The organism is Streptomyces laurentii (genome assembly GCF_040635425.1).
Classification (GTDB): Bacteria; Actinomycetota; Actinomycetes; order Streptomycetales; family Streptomycetaceae; genus Streptomyces; species Streptomyces laurentii.
The window spans coordinates 25589-42352 of the sequence record NZ_JBEYHT010000026.1 but is presented as its reverse complement, the minus strand read 5'-3'; the positions used below and the strand labels follow the sequence as shown (position 1 = coordinate 42352).

The following is a 16764-nucleotide window of genomic DNA, read 5'->3' as shown; positions in this document are numbered from 1 at the left end:
GGGGTCGTGGTCGGGGTCTCGCTCGGGGCCGTTCACACGTCCTCCAAGGGCCGCACCTCGTCGGGCTGGAAGTAGAGGAACCGGCCCTGTTCGCGCCGGATGTCGGCACCCGGGTCGTCCTCCACGGTCACCGCGATGTGCACCCCGCCGTCGACATCGTGCAGCACGGCCTCGACCAGGGCGGCCCGACCGTCCACGAACAGATCCTGGGCGTCCGTACGGCGCAGCCGCGGCCGCAACAGGACCCTGCTGCCCGCGCGCACGGCCTGCCCCGCGACGAGGACGTGGTCCCGGTCCGGGTCGACGGTCGGGTCGCCGGCCGGATCCCACCACGGGGTGTCCGGTACGAGCGGGTCGGCGCCCGCGGGCTCGGCGGGCCGGGCGATCTCCCGCAGTCCGCGTACCGCGCCGTGCAGGCGTTCCCACACCTCCTGCGGCAGGGTGTCCGCCAGGTCGATCACGGCCGCGGCCCGCGCGTCGGTCCCCCGGGCCTCGCGTTTCTCCTCGTCGGTGAGGGCCGTGGTACGCAGCGCGAGGATCTCGTCGATCTCGGTGGCGTCGTAGAAGGCTCCCGGGCTCTCGGGGGCGATGGCCGGGTGGTCGTCGAGGATGATCGGCGAGGAGAGCACGAGGTCGGCACGGCCGGGTTCACCGGCCAGTACGGGCCAGGTGTGCCGGTTGTCGCAGGACGCCACGGCTCCTCTCGCCCACTCCGGCGGGTCGGTCAGGGACAGGAAGGAGCCGGCGTCGAGCCGGAGCAGGGTGTGCGTGGCGACCAGCGAGTACGCGAGCGCCGCCTGCCGGTCGTCACCGGGCAGCGGACTCCAGGAACCGGCGTTCTCGACCGTGACGGACAGCTTCCGGACCCGGTACGGGCCGTCGAGTTCCGCCACCGAGATCCGCAGGACACCGCTGATCTCCTCGCGTCGGCGCACCAGTCGGCCGCGCACTCGCCCGTCGGCGTCGACGACCTCCTCGGTCTCCTCGGCGGCGGGGCGGCTGAACGGCACGGTGATGCCCTCGCCGTCGAGCCCGTCCGGCCCGCCCGGTCCGCTGGACCCGCCCGGTCCACTGGATCCGTCCGGTCCGCCCGGCGCGTCCACGGGGACGGTGAGGGTGATCCGCTCCTCGACGCCCTCGTCCCAGGTCGTCAACGTCCGGTCCGTCAGGCGCAGTTCGGGGACCGGCGCGTACGTGCCGTCCTCGCGGAGTGCCTCCGCGGTCCGCCGCCGGACGTGCAGGAAGCGGACCTCGACCGCGAGTTCGGCACCGGGCCGGGGCTCCATCAGGCATTCGGTGTGCTGCCGGGCATGCTCTCCGGCGGCGTTCCAGGACGGCGGTACGAGGACGCCGAACTGCCAGCGGAACCTGTTCTTGGCGGCCGACGCCCGGTACGGGTAGAGCACGTACCCCTCGAAGAGGACCGCGTCGGCGGCCTGCCGGGCGACGGCGAACCGCGCCTCCGTATCGGGGGTGAAGACGGTGGTGGTGGTCATCGGGTGCGCTCCCCCGTCCCTTCGAGCAGGGCCTCGACGGTGGCCTGCCAGGACGGCAGGGCTTGGCGGGACCGATAGGCGAGCAGCGCGTCCATCGCGTCGCCCGGGAGCCGGATCCAGCCGCAGCCCGGGAAGTGCTGGTCCATCATCTCGCGCCAGACCCGTACGGGCATCCGGTGGACGACCTCCTTGTCCCAGGGCACGGGTTCGACGTGGAAGCCGCCCGCGCCCGTGAAGGCGGTGCCGGAGAACAGCAGGAGCAGCGGCACCTCGCCGCCTTCGAGCGCCCGGAAGTACCGGGTCGCGGCGATGTCGACGTCGTAGGTGCAGGGCACGACGAGATCGGTCTCGATCTCGCCGGTGAAGCCCGGGACCATCACGGAGACCTGGGCGAACTGCACCGGGTTGAGGCTGGATTCCCACCGGGAGCGGTCGCCGAACAGGTCGCCCAGGGCCTCGGCCTCCCGGTCGTCGTATCCGCGCCGGGCTGGTTCGACGCGGATCTGGCAGCGCAGCGCGAGCGCGTGCACCCGGGTGCCCGGGGTCGCGGTGACGCGCAGCCGGAACACGAGCGTCGGCCCGGCCGCGTAGGCGTCGGCGCGCACGCCCGTACAGGCGAAGGAGAACTCGGTCACGGCCGGCTCCCCCGCTCGTCACGCACCCACTCGTCACGCGCCTGTACGTCACACGTCCGCTCGTCACGCGCCCGTCCGCGCACGCGGGCGAAGACGGCGTCGAGGTCGGACCGTGCCTCGGCCCCGCCGTCGAAGCCGCGCCAGTGCAGGCGCATACGGCCCACCAGTTCGTAGCAGACGTCGATCGGCACCAGGAAGCACTCCGTGCGCCCGCCGTGGCGGCGCAACAACAGCGCCTCCACGTCCGGTTCCAGGCCGGCGGCAAGCCGGGTGGCGTCCCGTACGGACTGCCAGGCGGGGTCCTCCAGTTCGCTCTCGGTGGCCCCGGCCGGGCTCGGGTAGAGCGCCACCGCCCGGCCGAGGGCGGAGTTGCGGAAGAGGAAGGCGACCGAGACCGGAATCCGCAGCGCCTCCCACACCGTGTCGTCGACGCGGTGGGCCGGGTCGGCGAGGAAGCGGTCCGGGACGGCCCGGAAGCGACCGCGTGGGAAGGTCGAGGGGTCGGTCGAAGGGCTGGTGGAAGGTCCGGTCGAGGGGCCGGTGGAGCGGTCCATGAGCTGGGCGCACGGGCCGCAGGCGCAGACCAGGCTCCGCTGGTCGGTGTCGGCCAGATGGCGGTGCCGGCCGTCGGCGAGCCGTGTTCCGCACAGTTCGCAGCGTTCCTCCCGCGGCGGGCGCGGCGTGGTGAAGCGGCGCAGGCCGGTGGGGGCCGGTCCGGCGCCCGCGCGGGTCGCCAGGCCGGTCGGGAGTCCGGGGGAAAGGCCGGTGGAAGGGCTGTTCGGAAGGCCCGTCACGCGACACCGCCCGGTGCGAGGCCGGGGCCGCCCTGGTTCGCGTACGACGGGCGGGCGCCGATCTGGAGCAGTGCGGGCTCGCGCGCCTCGGCCGGTTCCAGTTCGACGCCGGTCACTTCCGGGGCGAAGCAGGCGAGGGCGTCCAGCGCCGCCTGCCGCGTCGCGTCCCGGGTCGCGTCCGGGGTGCTACCGCATCCGCAGCCGGAGGACACCGCGACGCTCAGTCTGAGCACCCCGCTCGCCGTGTCGAACCCGGCGTTGCGTACCGGCTGCGGCAGTCCGGCCAGCGCCCGGTCGATGCGGCTCGGCAGATCCTCCGGGTGCAGTCCGTGCAGGTGGAGCAGGCTCGCGACGAGCGCGTCGGCGAGCAGGGGGCCCAGCGGCGTGGCCGGGGCACCGGAGTTCCCCGAGTTCCCGGAGGACCCTGGTGTGTCGGACGTACCGGGGCTCCGCTGTCCGAGCAGTTCGACGACCCGGGCGAGGGCGCTGCCGTAGAACTCCATCAGGACCCGTACGACGTCCTCGGCCGCCTCGACGGTCGCGGCGTCCCCTTTCTCCGCCAGCCGGTCGAGGACCTCTTCGACCCGCCGGCCCGCCTGCTCGGCGGTCACGGCGCTCATCCGCCCAGGCCGCTCAGGCCGGTGGGCACGTGCATCGCCTTCACCGTCCGTCCGCTGCCGGTGTACATGTGCACCCCGCAGGGCAGGCACGGGTCGAAGCTCCGGACGGCCCGCATGATGTCGATGCCCTTGAAGTTCTCGGGCGTGTTCTCCTCGAAGATCGGGGTGTTCTGCACCGCGTCTTCGTAGGGGCCGGGGGTGCCGAACGTGTCCCGGGTCGAGGCGTTCCACGGTGTCGGCGGATACGGGTGGTAGTTGGCGATCTTGCCGTCCCGGATCACCATGTGGTGCGAGAGCACCCCCCGGACGGCCTCGGTGAAGCCCACCCCGATCGACTCGTCGGGCACCTCGAACTTCTCCCAGGTCTGGGTGCGTCCGGCGCGGACCTCCGCCAGGCCCTTCTCCGCGCAGTGCAGGGCGACGGCCGCCGCGTACGCCTGGAAGTAGGTCCGGGCGCGGTTGCGCTCCAGGGCGTTGCTCCACCGCGGGATCTTCCACTCGAAGGTGGTTTCCGGCTTGGTCAGCGTCCGGGGCAGGTTGATGACGACACTGTGCCCGGTGGCCTTGACGAAGCCGATGTCGACCAGGCCGGACAGGGCGGTCGACCACAGCCGGGCGAGGGGACCGCCGCCGGTGTCGAGCGCCAGGTGGTCCTTGCCGTCGAACCACCGGGGGGACATCACCCAGCTGTACTTGTCGTCGAAGTTCCGCTTCTGCGGGGCGGGGATGGTGTGCTGGTTCCAGGGGTGCCGGGGGTCGACGGGGTTGCCCAGCGGGTCGCGGGTGACGAACTGCTCCTGCCCTTCCCAGTCGTCGTAGTACGAGCTGCCGAGCAGGATGCGGATGCCGAGGTTGATCCGGGTGAGGTCGTTGGTCACGAGCTTGCCGTCGACCACGACGCCCGGGGTGACGAACATCCGCCGCCCCCAGTCGGTCATGTGGGCGTACGTGAAGTCGCAGTGCTCGGGGTCGTTGAGCGCGCCCCAGCAGCCGAGCAGCACCCGGCGGCGGCCGACCTCCTCGTACCCGGGCAGCGCCTCGTAGAAGAAGTCGAACAGGTCGTCGTGGAGCGGGACGACCCGCTTCATGAACTCCACGTAGCGCATGAGCCGGCTGAGGTAGTCGGTGAAGAGCTGGACCGACGCGATGGTGCCGACACCTCCGGGGTAGAGCGTGGAGGGGTGTACGTGACGCCCCTCCATCAGGCAGAACATCTCCCTGGTGTAGCGGCTGACCTGGAGCGCCTCGCGGTAGAACTCGCCTTCGAGGGGGTTGAGCGAGCGCATGATGTCGGCGATCGTGCGGTAGCCGTGGTCGGCGGCGTGCGGGGCCTCGGTGCGCTCGGCGAGTTCCAGGACCCCGGGGTTGGTCTCACGGACCATCCGCTCGCAGTAGTCGACGCCTACCAGGTTCTCCTGGAAGATGTTGTGGTCGAACATGTACTCGGCGGACTCGCCGAGGTTGATGAGCCACTCCCCCAGGTGCGGGGGCTTCACGCCGTACGCCATGTTCTGCGCGTACACGGAGCACGTGGCGTGGTTGTCACCGCAGATGCCGCAGATGCGGCTGGTGATGAAGTGCGCGTCCCGCGGGTCCTTGCCGCGCATGAACACGCTGTAGCCGCGGAAGACCGAGGACGTGCTGTAGCACTCGGCCACTCTCTTCCGCTTGAAATCGATCTTGGTGTGGATGCCGAGACTGCCCACGATCCGGGTGATGGGGTCCCAGGCCATCTCCACCAGGCCGCTGCCGTCCCCTGTCGTCTTCGCCGGAGATGCCATTGTCTGTACGGTGCCCTTCCTCGGTGCGTCGCTGCGTCGGTGCGTCGGTGCGTCGGTGCGTCGGTGCGTCGGGTATCGACTCGTCGCGTCTGTTCGGTTCGTGGGGTCTTCGTCGCATCGCCGGGGCTTCGGGGCGCCGGCTTCACCAGCGGTGCCGGGGAGCGCCTCTCACCACGGCGGCCGGTAGCCGGTGGTGAGCTCGTCACCGGCGTGCCGCCACTTCGGCTCCTTGTCCACGGTCTCGCCCGTGATGTCCCGCAGCCGGCGGATCACGGAGCCGTACACGCGGCTGGCGGTGCTGGAGACCTTGCCGCCGGGCGGTTCGTCCATGAACGGCATGAACTTGTCCGGGAACCCGGGCATCGTGCAGGCGATGCAGATGCCCCCGACGTTCGGACAGCCGCCGATGCCGTTCATCCACCCGCGCTTGGGGACGTTGCACTTCACGACAGGACCCCAACAGCCCAGCCTGACCAGGCACTTGGGCGAGTCGTACGTGGTGGCGAACTGGCCCTGCTCGTAGTAGCCCGCGCGGTCGCACCCCTCGTGCACCGTCGCCCCGAACAGCCAGGCCGGGCGGAGCTTGTCGTCCAGGGGGATCATCGGCGCGGACCCGGCGGCCTGGTAGAGCAGGTACGTCAGGGTCTCCGCGAAGTTGTCCGGCTGAATGGGGCACCCGGGTACGCACACGAGGGGGATGCCGGCGCCGGACCTCCAGTCCCACCCGAGGTAGTCCGGCACGCCCATGGCGCCGGTCGGATTGCCGGCCATGGCGTGGATGCCGCCGTAGCTGGCGCAGGTGCCGATGGCGACCACCGCGAGCGCCTTGGGCGCCAGACGGTCGATCCATTCGCTCGTGGTGATGGGCTGGCCGGTCTCCGGGTCGCTGCCGAAGCCGCACCAGTACCCCTCCGGCTTGATCTTCTCGTTCGGGATCGAGCCTTCGATCACCAGCACGAACGGGTCGATCTCGCCTCGCTCCCCCTTGAAGAACCATTCGATGAACGTGTCGGCACCCTGCACCGGGCCGCACTCGAAATCGATCAGCGGCCAGTGGACCGCGATCTTCGGCAGGCCGGGCAGACCGGCCAGGGCGATCTCCTCGATGCTCGGCTGCATGGCGCCGGTCAGCGCGACCGAGTCGCCGTCACAGCTCAGGCCCGCGTTGATCCAGAGGATGTGGATCGGCTTCTCGTCGCTGCCGGGAGCCGCGCCCTGCCTCTCGACCGGGGCCTGTGTGCCTGCGTTCATGCGTCGCCTCCCACGGAGGATGGGGCGAAGGCCGCCTTCGGGCCTCGCGTACGAGTCAACGGTCGGCCGGACCGGCCGCGCCCGCATCCCGGAGTCCGCGTGATCCCGCGCCCTTCCCCTCCTTACGGACGAACGCCCGGCGCAGTGCGTGGTACGGGGCGGCGGGATCGTCGAAGATCGCCCGCATGCGGCTGAGCTCCTGTTCCCGGTAGGCCGCGAGGGGCGTCGACGCCTCCCGCGCCTCGTACTCCGCCTTCTTCGCCGCGACGCGGCGCGGGGTCCCGGGGTGCGCGGCCAGTCGAGCGGCCAAGCGGGTCATCTCGGCGGCGAACTCCGCCGGCCCACACGCGACGACCCGGTCGACGAGTCCCATGCTCCGGGCGGCGGACGCGGAGACGGGCCGGGCGGCCCGGGTGAGGCGTTCGGCCAGGGCCGGACCCACTCTGCGGGGCAGCGTGTGGGTCCAGTACTCCGACCCGTACAGGCCCATGCGCCGGTAGTGGGGGTTGAGGACGGCGCCCGACCGGCACCAGACCTCGTCGGCGGCGAGGGCCAGCATCACCCCACCGGCCGCGGCGTTGCCGCCGATCGCACTGACGACGAGCCGGTCGGTGGTCGTCAGGACCGCCTCGACCAGGTCGTTCATGGCGTTGATGGTGGCCCAGGACTCGGCGGCCGGGTCGGCGGCGGCCTCGACGACGCCGAGGTGGATGCCGTTGGAGAAGAAGTCGCGCTGTCCGCCGAGCACGAGGACGGAGGTGGGGCGCCGGCAGGCGGTCCCGTACGCTCTGAGCAGGCGGCGGCAGTGGTCGGTGCTCATCGCGCCCCCGGGGAAGGCGAAGGAGAGCATCCCCACGGCGCCGTGCTCCTGATAGCGGATGTCGGACCAGGTCCGGCCCCGCTCCGGAAGCTGGCGCGGCGCGGGCAGTTCGGGGAGCTCCGGCAGCCGTCCGGCGAGGGCCAGGGTGGCGGGCAGTTTGCAGGCACGTTCCCCACCCGGGCCGGTACGGGCGCGGAGTTCCGGGATCCACACGGCGCCGTCGGCCGTGGCGCGGCAGATCGCGCCGGTCCGGGTCGCCAGCAGCTCCCCAGGCCGGCCGCGCAGACCGTCCTCCGCGTGGCCTCCGTGCAGGAACCATTCCTCCCCGAGCAGCTCGTCCCGGACGCCGGGCTGCGAGTCGGCGGCACGCAGGACGCGCAGGACCGTTTCCGTGTCCTGCTCCCAGGAGATCCGCCGCCGCTCCTGGCGGAGGTGGGGACGGGCCCGCACCGGCCCGGTCTGCGGGCGCGGCGTCGCCCCGGCGGCGACCCGTTCGACGGCCAGATGCACGGCGGCCATGGCGGCGTCGGACAACTCATTTCGGTACAGGTCGCTCTTGGCCACCTCGGGGACGCGGAAGGCGGCCGTCGCCCAGACGTCGCCCGCGTCCATCTCCTCGTCGGCCTGCAGGACGGTGACGCCCCACTCGGCGGCGCCGTCGTGGATCGCCCAGTCCAGGGAGGACGGCCCGCGATCGCCCACCGGGCCCGGGTGCACGATCAGGCAGATCCGGCTCGACCAGACGTCCCGGGGCACGACCGTCCTCAGCATGGGGGCGACGACCAGGTCGGGCGTGTGCCGCCCGACGGCCTCCCGTACCGCCGCCTCGTCGGGCGTGACCTCCACGGACACGGCGTGCCCGCGGTCCCGCAGCTCGGCCTCGGCGCGCTGGGTGAGGCTGTTGTAGCCGCTGGCGATGAGCAGAATGCGCATGGCAGCCCTTCCGGGTCGTGGTGGAAGCCGCGCGCCGGGGCGGCGGCGGATCGGTGCGCGAGCCCCGGCGATCGTCCGGCACTCCGGGGCGGAGCGAACGGTGACGCTTCCCTCGCCTCACTCGTTCGAGACCTGTTTCCCCACCACGTGGCGGCGACACGTGGCGGCGACGTCCGGGCGGGGGGGCGGCCGGGGCGTCGCCCGTGCGGCGGGGCGTGGGGCGGGCCGTGGGGTCGGACCCGGACCACGCGGCCGTACGGCACCCCGCGCACACACGACGGCGCGCTCTCTTTGAGGGGCCGGCCGGATCCGGGCCCTCCCGGCGTGCCCGGAACTGCGCAAGATTGCGCGAAAAGATCCCGTCGGCTCCGGTTGGCCTTCACAGTGCCCATGACCTGCGATACCGCCCCGTTCCGGGCCGGCGCCCCGTGAGGAGACCGTGCGATCGACCGAGCACGCCGCGACGGTCGATTTCGTCGAGCGTTCCCCGCACGCCGACCTGCGTCTCGAGCACGTCGCCGCCCACGTGGGCTATTCGCCCTACCACCTGCATCGCTCCTTCCGCCGCGCGTTCGGCCTGGCCCTTCACACCTATGTGCGGCGCAGGCGCCTCACCGAGGCGGCGCGGGCCCTGGTCGACACGTCGGACCCGGTCCTCGACATCGCGCTCCGTCACGGATTTCGCGGGCAGCAGTCCTTCACCAGCGCGTTCTCCGCGGGCTACGGGGTGCCGCCGGCCACGTGGCGACGCACGCGACCGTTCTTTCCGCTGCTGCCCTACCGCTCCCCGCGGTTCACGGTGGTGTGGCCGAAGGCCTGCTGGTCGGCGCGCGTCTCTCCTGTCACGTTCGAAGCCTCAGGGGAAGAAGGCTACGGAGGGCTGGGAATGCTGGTGACGGAGTTCAGGACGGACGTCGTGGCAGGGCCCGAACGGTTCGCGTTATGGAGAGAAGCCACGGGACAGTCGCATATGCCCAATCGGCTACGCAGCAACGCCCACAACGACTTCCAGGCCAGGATGCGGGGGCTGGACTTAAGCGAAGTGCAGGTGGCCGGGCTCGCTTACCCGCATCTGGAGATCGCCCGGACAACGAAGCTGATCCGGCAGTCCGACCCCGAGGTGTATCAGTTCAACTATTTCCTCGGCGGGCATGGGACTCTCACCGTGGACAGGCGCGACGTGGCGCTGGGCGCCGGTGACCTGGTGGTGATGGACAGCAGCCGCCCCTACCAAGGTGAGGTCTACGCCGATCCGGGCAGATGGTCGCATGTGACGGTGCAGTGTCCGCGCGGGCTACTGCCGCTGCCGGAGAAGGCGGTGCAGCGCCTGCTCGCTGTCCCGATCAGCGGGCGCCACGGCATGGGCGGAGTATTGGCCCGCTGGCTGACCGACCTCAACACACGCGCCGGCGAGTTCACCCGAGCCGACATTCCCACCCTCACCTCGGTCACCCTGGACCTCTTGGCGTCCGTCATCGCCGGCTGTTCCGACGCCGAGAAGGCACTGGCCCCAGAGGCCCGCCGAAGCACCCTTCGGGTCCAGATCAACGCGTTCGTCGAGCAGCACCTCGCCGACCCGGCCATGACTCCCCAGACGATCGCGGACGCCCACCACATCTCCCTGCGCCACCTCCAGCAGCTCCTCGCCGAGAACGACACGTCGCCGGCCGCCTGGATACGCCACCGCCGTCTGGAGCGCTGCCGTCTCGACCTGTCCAATCCTCGTCTGAACTCCCGCCCGATCCATGTCATCGCCGCCCGCTGGGGTTTCGCCAACCCCATGCACTTCAGCCGGCTGTTCCGGACCGCTTACGGGATGCCGCCACGGGACTACAGGAACCTGCCGTCTACGGCATGCGCGAATCGTCAGGCACTCTGCGCGGACTGACAAGGCTGGCTGCCACGGTCCTCGGCATTCTGGACACCGAACAAAGATGTCGTACAGGCCTGCATCCCACATCAGAACCATGGAGCCCCCTGCAGGTCGGGCAGAAGCGTGTCTGCGCTCCGAACTCGTCAGGACTTCCTCAACCCAGAATCGACAAGGAGTTTGTCGTGGTATCCAAACTTTCCCGTACGATCGCCGTCGCTGCTGCGGGCGCCGGCCTGGTCCTGTCCCTCGCTGGCACTGCCCAGGCTGGCAGCCAAGGCACATACAGCGCCACACTCAGTAACGGGTGCGGCTCTGCCACAGGAACGTACAACTACACACAGTCCACCTCCTACAACGGCAAGCTGTCCTACAAGACGAACTGGGATTTCAACCTCAGGGACCTGTGCTCCACCAACGGTCGCGCCGTGAGCATCTACAGGAAGTACTCCAAGTGGAACGGCAGCGCCTGGATAAATGATGGCAGCTACCACCAGATCTCCCCTTCGGGGGCTGAAAGCAACGTCGCCGACGTCCGGCTCTTCCTGTGCGAGGTCGGCGTCCCCTCCGGCTGCAAGGCCTTCTTCTAGCCATCACTACGGTGGGCCGGGCGCTGAGCCCGGCCCACCGTGACCCGCAGCGTCCGAGCTTGCGTCGTTTGCTATGAGGCCCTGACTCCTGCCCAATCGACAACAGGGGCCCGGCGACGCCTGGTGCCGCACCAACGAGCCCCGGCTGCGCGGGGCCGTCTTCGACCTGGCCACCTTCAACGGCACTTGGCCCGCCCTTGCCGAAGCGGTCTCCGATGAGTAGCTGCGCTCCTGGCAGCGGCACCTGGACGGCCCCGCCCTCGCCGCCCGCCTCCAGGGTCTGCGGCACGTCCTGGCCGACGGCGTCCCGGCCGGCGCCCGGGCGAACCACCCCGACGGCGCCTCCGGCGTCCGGAATGCGGTCCTCGCGCTCCTAGACGAGTTCGCCGCCGCACGGCAGGCCGTTCCCCCGGCGCGGATCCCGGCGCCGGAGGAACGGACAGATCCTTCGGGTCCAACAGGCTGACCGGCCGTCGACGGCCGCACCCCACGCCATCGGCCTGTCGTTGGCCCGGCCATGAACCTTCGACCAGTGGATGCACACCGTCGCAGCGACGCCCGGTCCCGGCGAGGACCGCCTCGACCGGCTGCGCGAAGGCGACGGGATCAACGAGCTGGACGCGGGCGAACAGGCCACGTGGGCGCTGTCCGTCATGGCGGACTACACCCGCGAGCCCAAGGGCTGGCAGGCCCGCGTGCTCATCGGACGGACCGGCCCCGAGTGCGTCGGCCCCGCCACCGGATTCGGCTGCCTCAACCACACGGTCGTCGCCGTCATGGACCAGGCGCAGGGCCTCGCGAACACCACCCGCCGGCCGGTGAAGGTCATCCACGGGGTGAACGGCGAGCCGGACCGCTTCCTGCCCGCCCTGGCGAAGCACGCCGCGAGCCTGCGCGGCATCGACTCCTTCGTGTGGGTGGCACTCCCCGAGATCCAGGGCCCGGCCCGCGCCCGCGACGAGCAGCCCCTCGCGGCGCCGGCCACTCACTGACTCGGAAGCCCTGTTGGTTCCAACAGGGCTTACCGACTTCTTCCAAGGGTTTTCCATCTGGAGGGTTCGCCGACCGCACGGGGCCCCTCCGGCCCGATTCCAAGTGGCCCTGTCACGGCGGGTGTCGAGGCTCATCGGACACCACGTGGCCGCACCGTCGCTTTCAGCCGGGCCTTCCTCGACATCTACGGCGTATCGCCCTCACCGAGTTCCGCGCGCGGGCCCGCGAGGCCGCGCTGCACGGAACGTCGCTTGTTTCTGCACGCCATGTTCACAGAAGCGGGCCGCCCGAGCCTAAGTTCTTCGGTGCTGGAGGCGACGCCTCGGTGTGAGCAGTCTGGAGGACATGCGTGTAGAGACCACCTAGCCGGCCCTCGTTCCCTCTTCCAAGCGGGGAGAGAGTCGCCCTCGGGGCCCGGCGATGGACGGTCCGACCAGCCCTGCTTCTCCTCCCTCAGTGCGACGAACACAGGTTGGGACATCGATGAAGGTACGTAAGGGGATCGTCCGCGCGATCGGATCCGCCGTGTGCGCGGGCGCCCTGGCATGGCTCGTGATGGCGGGCGGTGTGACGGGCGGAGCCGCCGCGAGCGGCTCCGGCATGAAGGCGGTCGCCGACGAAGGCCCGGGCCATGCCATCGAGGACTTCGGCTACCCGAACGCCGACAAGATCCTCGCGGAGCGGAACATCACACTCAAGCGCGGTGACGGCCACATCCTGCTCGCCGACTGCGCGAGCGCGACCGATCTGCTGGAGGTCTGGTCCCGCAAGAAGGACAAGATCTGCTTCCGCGTCACCGGGACCAGCGGCTACCTGACCCTGGAAATTCCCTCGGTCTTCGCGATCAAGGGGAACGGCTACTCCGCTCAGGTCGACATGACGGTCGGCACCGAGGAGAAGTCGTTCGAGATCGACAAGAACTCCTGGACGCCGGTCGGCGAGAGCGCGGACGAACAGGGCCGCGAGTTCATGCTCATGGAGATCCGGACCACCAAGTAACCGGCGCGTACACCGGCACCACCCTTTCCCGAAGGAAGACACATGTCCCTACCCCATCCGCGCCCTGCGCGGATCACCGGCCTCCTGGCCGCCACCGCCGTCATATCGGCGGGCCTGATTCCCGCCACCCCCGCCTGGGCGGTGAACGGACCCGAGGCCGCCGCCGGCGCGCATCCCTCCGCGGTGAAGCTGAACCTCGGCGACGAGGCCACCAGCCGGGCCTGCACGGGCACGCTGGTCGACCCCCTGTGGGTCCTGACGGCCACGAGCTGCTTCGCCACCGTCCCGGGAACCTCGGTTCCGGCCGGCAGACCGGCCCTCGAGACCACCGTGACCCTCAGCGACGGCACCTCCGTCGCCGGCATCGAGATCGCGCCGCGCGACGACCGCGACGCCGCACTCGTACGACTGGCCACCCCGGTCGCCGGCATCAAGGCCACGGCACTCGCCGGCTCCGTCCCGGCGCAGGGCACCGACCTGACGGCGGTCGGGTTCGGGCGTACGAAGACCGAGTGGGTACCGAACAAGCCGCACACGGGCGCGTTCACCGTCAGCGCGTCCGACGCGGGCAACCTCACCCTCGCGAGCAAGGGCACCGACGCGATCTGCAAAGGCGACACCGGTGGCCCCCTGCTGAACGCGGCAGGCGAGCTGGTCGGCGTGAACTCGCGCTCCTGGCAAGGTGGTTGCCTGGGCGTGAACGCGGCCGAGACCCGTACGGGCGCCATCTCCGCCCGCGTCGACGGCCTCGCCTCCTGGATCGACTCCGTCAAGCAGCGCCCGGTCGTCGTCAAGGGCGGGCAGACGCTGCAGCCCGGTGAGACGATCTCGTCGGAGAACGCGCGGCTCACCATGCAGACCGACGGCAACCTGGTCCTGTACCACCGCACCGGTGGCGAGGGCAAGGGCGGGGCCCTTTGGGCGACCAACACCGAGGGCAACCCCGGGGCGTTCGCGAAGATGCAGGCCGACGGCAACTTCGTGGTCTACAAGAAGGGCGGCGCCGAGTCCGACCCGTCCAGCGCGCTCTGGGCGAGCCAGACCTGGAACAACACCGGTGCCCGCCTGGAGCTGCAGGCGGACGCCAACCTCGTCGTCTACACGAAGGACGGCGGCCACGGCATCGGCGGCCACCTGTGGCACAGCGACACCTACCCCCGCGGGGACAGGCTCGTCTCCGGCGCCAAACTGATGCCCGGTTACTGGCTCACCAACGGCCGGACCGTCCTGCTGATGGACATCCAGGGCAACGTCCACATCCGTGAGGCCGCCACCGGCCGGGAGCTGTGGAGCAAGATCACCTGGGACCGGTACGCGTACCTGCACATGCAGGCCGACGGCAACCTCGTCCTGTACAAGAAGGACGGCGGCGAAGGCCGGGGCGGCGCCCTGTGGGCCACCGACACCTGGAGCGGCGACGGCGGATTCGCCACCCTCGAGAACAACGGCAGCCTGGTCGTGCGCTGGGCCTCGGGCGGTGAGCGCTGGGCGAGCAGCATGCTGCGCGGGGAGGGCTCCGGCCGCTGCCTGGACTCGAACGGCAACACCGGCGCCACGATCTGGGACTGCTGGGGCGGCGGCACCCAGCAGTGGGACGTGACCCCGGCCAAGGAACTGCGCGTGGGCGGCGACAAGTGCCTCACCGCCGACAAGGGCGCCGGCCAGGGCGCGGGGGTGTCGCTCGCCACGTGTGACGGCAGCGCCGAACAGAAGTGGAACGTCAACACCGACAACACCATCACCGCCCACCTCAACCCGGGGCAGTGCATGAACGTGTGGGGCCAGGAAACCGCCAACGGTTCCCGGCTCGGCCTGTGGGAGTGCAACGGCGGCTCCAACACCAAGTGGATCCGTACCTGATCATTCGTTGATCCGGTGAGGGGTGGCGTGCTCGGGCACGCCACCCCTCACGGCGTCACCGCGCCTGGCACGCCGAACCCGCCGGCGTCCGGGCCGTGCGCGGGGAACCGGCCTTCCCGGCCGTCTGCGACCCGGCGGACTTCAGCACGTCGGCACGGAACTCGTTGGGCGTGGTGCCGTAGGTGGCGCGGAAGGAACGGCTGAAGGCCGTCGGGCTGGTGAAGCCCCAGCGCGCGGCGATGCTCTGGATGGACTGTCTGCGCAGGTCCGGGTTGACGAGGTCGGCGCGGCAGTGTTCGAGCCGGCGCCGGCGGATCGAGGTCGCGACGCCCTCGTGCTGGCCGTCGAACAGCGCGTACAGGCTGCGCAGCGAGATGTGGTGGCGTTCCGCGATCACCCGAGGGGTCAGGTCGGGGTCTCCCAGGTTGTGCTCGATGAAGGTGTCGATCCGACGGCGCAGAACATGGGCCCGGGTCCGCTCCGGCGCCTCTCCCACGGCACCGAGCTGCTGGGTCAGGTAGGAGGTGGCCAGGTCCACGGCCATGTTCCCGAGCCGGTTCAGGTCCTGGGGCCGGCAGTCGCGGCCGTTGTCGGCGAGGCCGACCAGGAACCCGGCCAGGATCGCTCCCATGCCCGATCCGACCGGGAAGCTCTGCGCCAGGAGCCGGTCGGCCTGCCGGGACGACAGCAGCATCTGGGTCTTGGGTATCTGCAGGACGATCACCTCGACGTTCCGGCCGTCCGTTCCCGAGCCGGACTCGTAGGGGCGGGAGGTGTCCCACAGCACCATGTCGGTGACGCGCGCCTCGGACTCGTGACCGTGCTGCGAGAACCACGCGGAGCCTCGGGTCACCAGACCGAGTTGATACTGCTCGGGGTCCCCCTTGCGGATCAGCGCCGGCGTGCGCCGCGAGTGGAGCGGCGAGTAGGAGAACCTCGACACCCGGACCGGTCCAAGGTCCAGCACGGATCCCTCGGCGTGGAACCCGGTGCCTTCCCGCAACATGAACGCCGTGGGCATCAGCGCGCTGGAGACCATGTCAGCGAACCAGTCGAAGCCGTCCGCCGTCGGCACGGATGCCGTGGAACCGCCCTGCCACATCGTCAAGCCCCCCGTATCGCACGTCTAACCGCTGTGTTCCTGCCCCCTGCAGATGATCTTCAGTCTGTCGGACGGAGCGGGCTGGAGCAGCAGGGTTGACCTCACTTCACCGCACGCGTCGCGCGGGAGAGCTGCCGCGCGGCCCGCGCACCTCAGTGGCCGTGGCACCCGATGCCGATACCGATGCCGATGGACGGTCGTCCAGGGTGAGACAGGCCGCTGAGACACCCGGGCGGGTAATGTCGGGGCGGAGCCGCCGGCTGCGGGCGGCCCGGTCGCTTACATGGGCGTCATGGCTTCCTCTCGCACCCATCCCCGGCGCCACATCGCGGTGTTCAACGTCCCCCAGCACGGTCACGTCAATCCCACTCTCGCGGTCGTCTCCGAGCTCGTCGGCCGCGGGTGGCGGGTCAGCCACGCCACGACGGAAGCGTTCGCTCCCCAGGTACGGGCCGCGGGCGCGACGCCCGTCCTCTACCGCGACCTCCACCAGGGCGTCGAGGCGCCGGAGGACATGGCCGAGGGTGCCCGCCAGGCCGCCGAGCAGGCCATCGTCACCGCGCCGGAGCTGGCCGCCGCCTTCGCGTCCGACCGGCCGGACGCCGTGCTCTACGACGTCCACGCCTCGGCCTGGGGGTCCACCTTCCCCGCGAGCACGCCGACATCGACGCGCTGCGCGAGGCGGTGCGGCGCGTCAGCACCTCACTCGCCATCAGGGCAGGTGTGGACGCGATGCGTCGGACCGTCCTCGATGCCGGCGGAACTGACGACGTTCAACACCCTGGGCGGATATCTGCGTTCCATGGGGCGGCCGGAGGAGGCCCTGGCCGTCCACTGGCGGAGCAAGGAGCTGTGTCTCGCCGGGGTCCCCGGCCAGTCGGAGGATCTCCTGGCCTTGTACCGGGTCAGTACCCCGGAGGCCGACCGGGAACTGGCCGCGGCCACCGCCCCCGGCCCCTCACCTCACGGCCTGGCCTGTGGACTTTGGACGGAGCACTCCCCCGTGTACGGGTGTCACGG

At 70.9% G+C, this 16764-nt stretch carries 13 protein-coding genes and 1 pseudogene; 6 read left to right on the top strand and 8 right to left on the bottom strand.

The window, feature by feature from the left end:
- Positions 1 to 32 precede the first annotated feature (32 nt).
- From ABZ693_RS18155 to ABZ693_RS18125, 7 genes are all read right to left on the bottom strand, one after another.
- Positions 33 to 1496 (bottom strand): hypothetical protein, encoded by a 1464-nt coding sequence (locus ABZ693_RS18155; RefSeq protein WP_359877920.1) that lies wholly within the window; start codon positions 1494 to 1496, stop codon positions 33 to 35.
- A complete protein-coding gene (locus ABZ693_RS18150) occupies positions 1493 to 2131 on the bottom strand; it encodes a DUF6084 family protein (protein ID WP_359877917.1) in 639 nt (212 codons plus the stop codon). The genes ABZ693_RS18155 and ABZ693_RS18150 overlap by 4 nt, the downstream gene beginning before the upstream one ends.
- On the bottom strand, positions 2128 to 2868 hold the full coding sequence (locus ABZ693_RS18145; RefSeq protein ID WP_359878038.1) for a DUF5947 family protein: 741 nt from the start codon (positions 2866 to 2868) through the stop codon (positions 2128 to 2130). The genes ABZ693_RS18150 and ABZ693_RS18145 overlap by 4 nt, the downstream gene beginning before the upstream one ends.
- A gap of 53 nt (positions 2869 to 2921) precedes the next feature.
- Positions 2922 to 3545 carry a NifU-related iron-sulfur-binding protein gene (locus ABZ693_RS18140; protein ID WP_359877915.1) on the bottom strand — a complete coding sequence of 208 codons (624 nt, stop codon included), beginning with the start codon at positions 3543 to 3545 and terminating at the stop codon, positions 2922 to 2924.
- Entirely contained in the window at positions 3542 to 5326 is a 1785-nt protein-coding gene (locus tag ABZ693_RS18135) for a nickel-dependent hydrogenase large subunit (protein WP_359877912.1), read from the bottom strand. The genes ABZ693_RS18140 and ABZ693_RS18135 overlap by 4 nt, the downstream gene beginning before the upstream one ends.
- A 168-nt stretch (positions 5327 to 5494) precedes the next feature.
- Positions 5495 to 6577 carry an NADH-quinone oxidoreductase subunit B family protein gene (locus ABZ693_RS18130; protein WP_359877910.1) on the bottom strand — a complete coding sequence of 361 codons (1083 nt, stop codon included), beginning with the start codon at positions 6575 to 6577 and terminating at the stop codon, positions 5495 to 5497.
- A gap of 55 nt (positions 6578 to 6632) precedes the next feature.
- Complete coding sequence (locus ABZ693_RS18125; RefSeq protein WP_359877909.1) at positions 6633 to 8330, bottom strand: hydrogenase maturation protein; 1698 nt, start codon at positions 8328 to 8330, stop codon at positions 6633 to 6635.
- Positions 8331 to 8769: 439 nt separating this feature from the next.
- Here ABZ693_RS18125 and ABZ693_RS18120 point away from each other — a divergent pair, with 439 nt between their 5' ends.
- From ABZ693_RS18120 to ABZ693_RS18100, 5 genes are all read left to right on the top strand, one after another.
- Entirely contained in the window at positions 8770 to 10218 is a 1449-nt protein-coding gene (locus ABZ693_RS18120; RefSeq protein ID WP_359877906.1) for a helix-turn-helix domain-containing protein, read from the top strand.
- 410 nt (positions 10219 to 10628) lie between these two features.
- On the top strand, positions 10629 to 10790 hold the full coding sequence (locus ABZ693_RS18115; RefSeq protein ID WP_359877903.1) for a hypothetical protein: 162 nt from the start codon (positions 10629 to 10631) through the stop codon (positions 10788 to 10790).
- A gap of 536 nt (positions 10791 to 11326) precedes the next feature.
- Positions 11327 to 11782, top strand: a complete 456-nt coding sequence (locus ABZ693_RS18110) for a hypothetical protein (RefSeq protein ID WP_359877900.1) — start codon at positions 11327 to 11329, stop codon at positions 11780 to 11782.
- Positions 11783 to 12266: 484 nt separating this feature from the next.
- Complete coding sequence (locus tag ABZ693_RS18105; RefSeq protein ID WP_359877897.1) at positions 12267 to 12782, top strand: protein kinase family protein; 516 nt, start codon at positions 12267 to 12269, stop codon at positions 12780 to 12782.
- Between the two features lie 42 nt (positions 12783 to 12824).
- Positions 12825 to 14642, top strand: coding sequence for a trypsin-like serine protease (locus ABZ693_RS18100; protein ID WP_359877895.1), 1818 nt, complete (start codon positions 12825 to 12827; stop codon positions 14640 to 14642).
- 55 nt (positions 14643 to 14697) lie between these two features.
- On the opposite strand, the gene ABZ693_RS18095 is transcribed toward ABZ693_RS18100, so the two are convergent.
- Complete coding sequence (locus ABZ693_RS18095) at positions 14698 to 15744, bottom strand: AraC-like ligand-binding domain-containing protein (protein WP_359878035.1); 1047 nt, start codon at positions 15742 to 15744, stop codon at positions 14698 to 14700.
- Between the two features lie 283 nt (positions 15745 to 16027).
- Here ABZ693_RS18095 and ABZ693_RS36170 point away from each other — a divergent pair.
- Positions 16028 to 16222: pseudogene (locus ABZ693_RS36170) on the top strand (glycosyl transferase); the annotation flags it as partial.
- Positions 16223 to 16764: the final 542 nt, after the last annotated feature.

Excerpts from the sequence above, each read along its gene's own strand:
- ABZ693_RS18155 (WP_359877920.1), bottom strand. The coding sequence starts at position 1,496 with ATGACCACCACCACCGTCTTCACCCCCGATACGGAGGCGCGGTTCGCC.
- ABZ693_RS18140 (WP_359877915.1), bottom strand. The coding sequence starts at position 3,545 with ATGAGCGCCGTGACCGCCGAGCAGGCGGGCCGGCGGGTCGAAGAGGTC.
- ABZ693_RS18135 (WP_359877912.1), bottom strand. The coding sequence starts at position 5,326 with ATGGCATCTCCGGCGAAGACGACAGGGGACGGCAGCGGCCTGGTGGAG.
- ABZ693_RS18130 (WP_359877910.1), bottom strand. The coding sequence starts at position 6,577 with ATGAACGCAGGCACACAGGCCCCGGTCGAGAGGCAGGGCGCGGCTCCC.
- ABZ693_RS18125 (WP_359877909.1), bottom strand. The coding sequence starts at position 8,330 with ATGCGCATTCTGCTCATCGCCAGCGGCTACAACAGCCTCACCCAGCGC.
- ABZ693_RS18110 (WP_359877900.1), top strand. The coding sequence starts at position 11,327 with ATGCACACCGTCGCAGCGACGCCCGGTCCCGGCGAGGACCGCCTCGAC.
- ABZ693_RS18105 (WP_359877897.1), top strand. The coding sequence starts at position 12,267 with ATGAAGGTACGTAAGGGGATCGTCCGCGCGATCGGATCCGCCGTGTGC.
- ABZ693_RS18100 (WP_359877895.1), top strand. The coding sequence starts at position 12,825 with ATGTCCCTACCCCATCCGCGCCCTGCGCGGATCACCGGCCTCCTGGCC.
- ABZ693_RS18095 (WP_359878035.1), bottom strand. The coding sequence starts at position 15,744 with ATGTGGCAGGGCGGTTCCACGGCATCCGTGCCGACGGCGGACGGCTTC.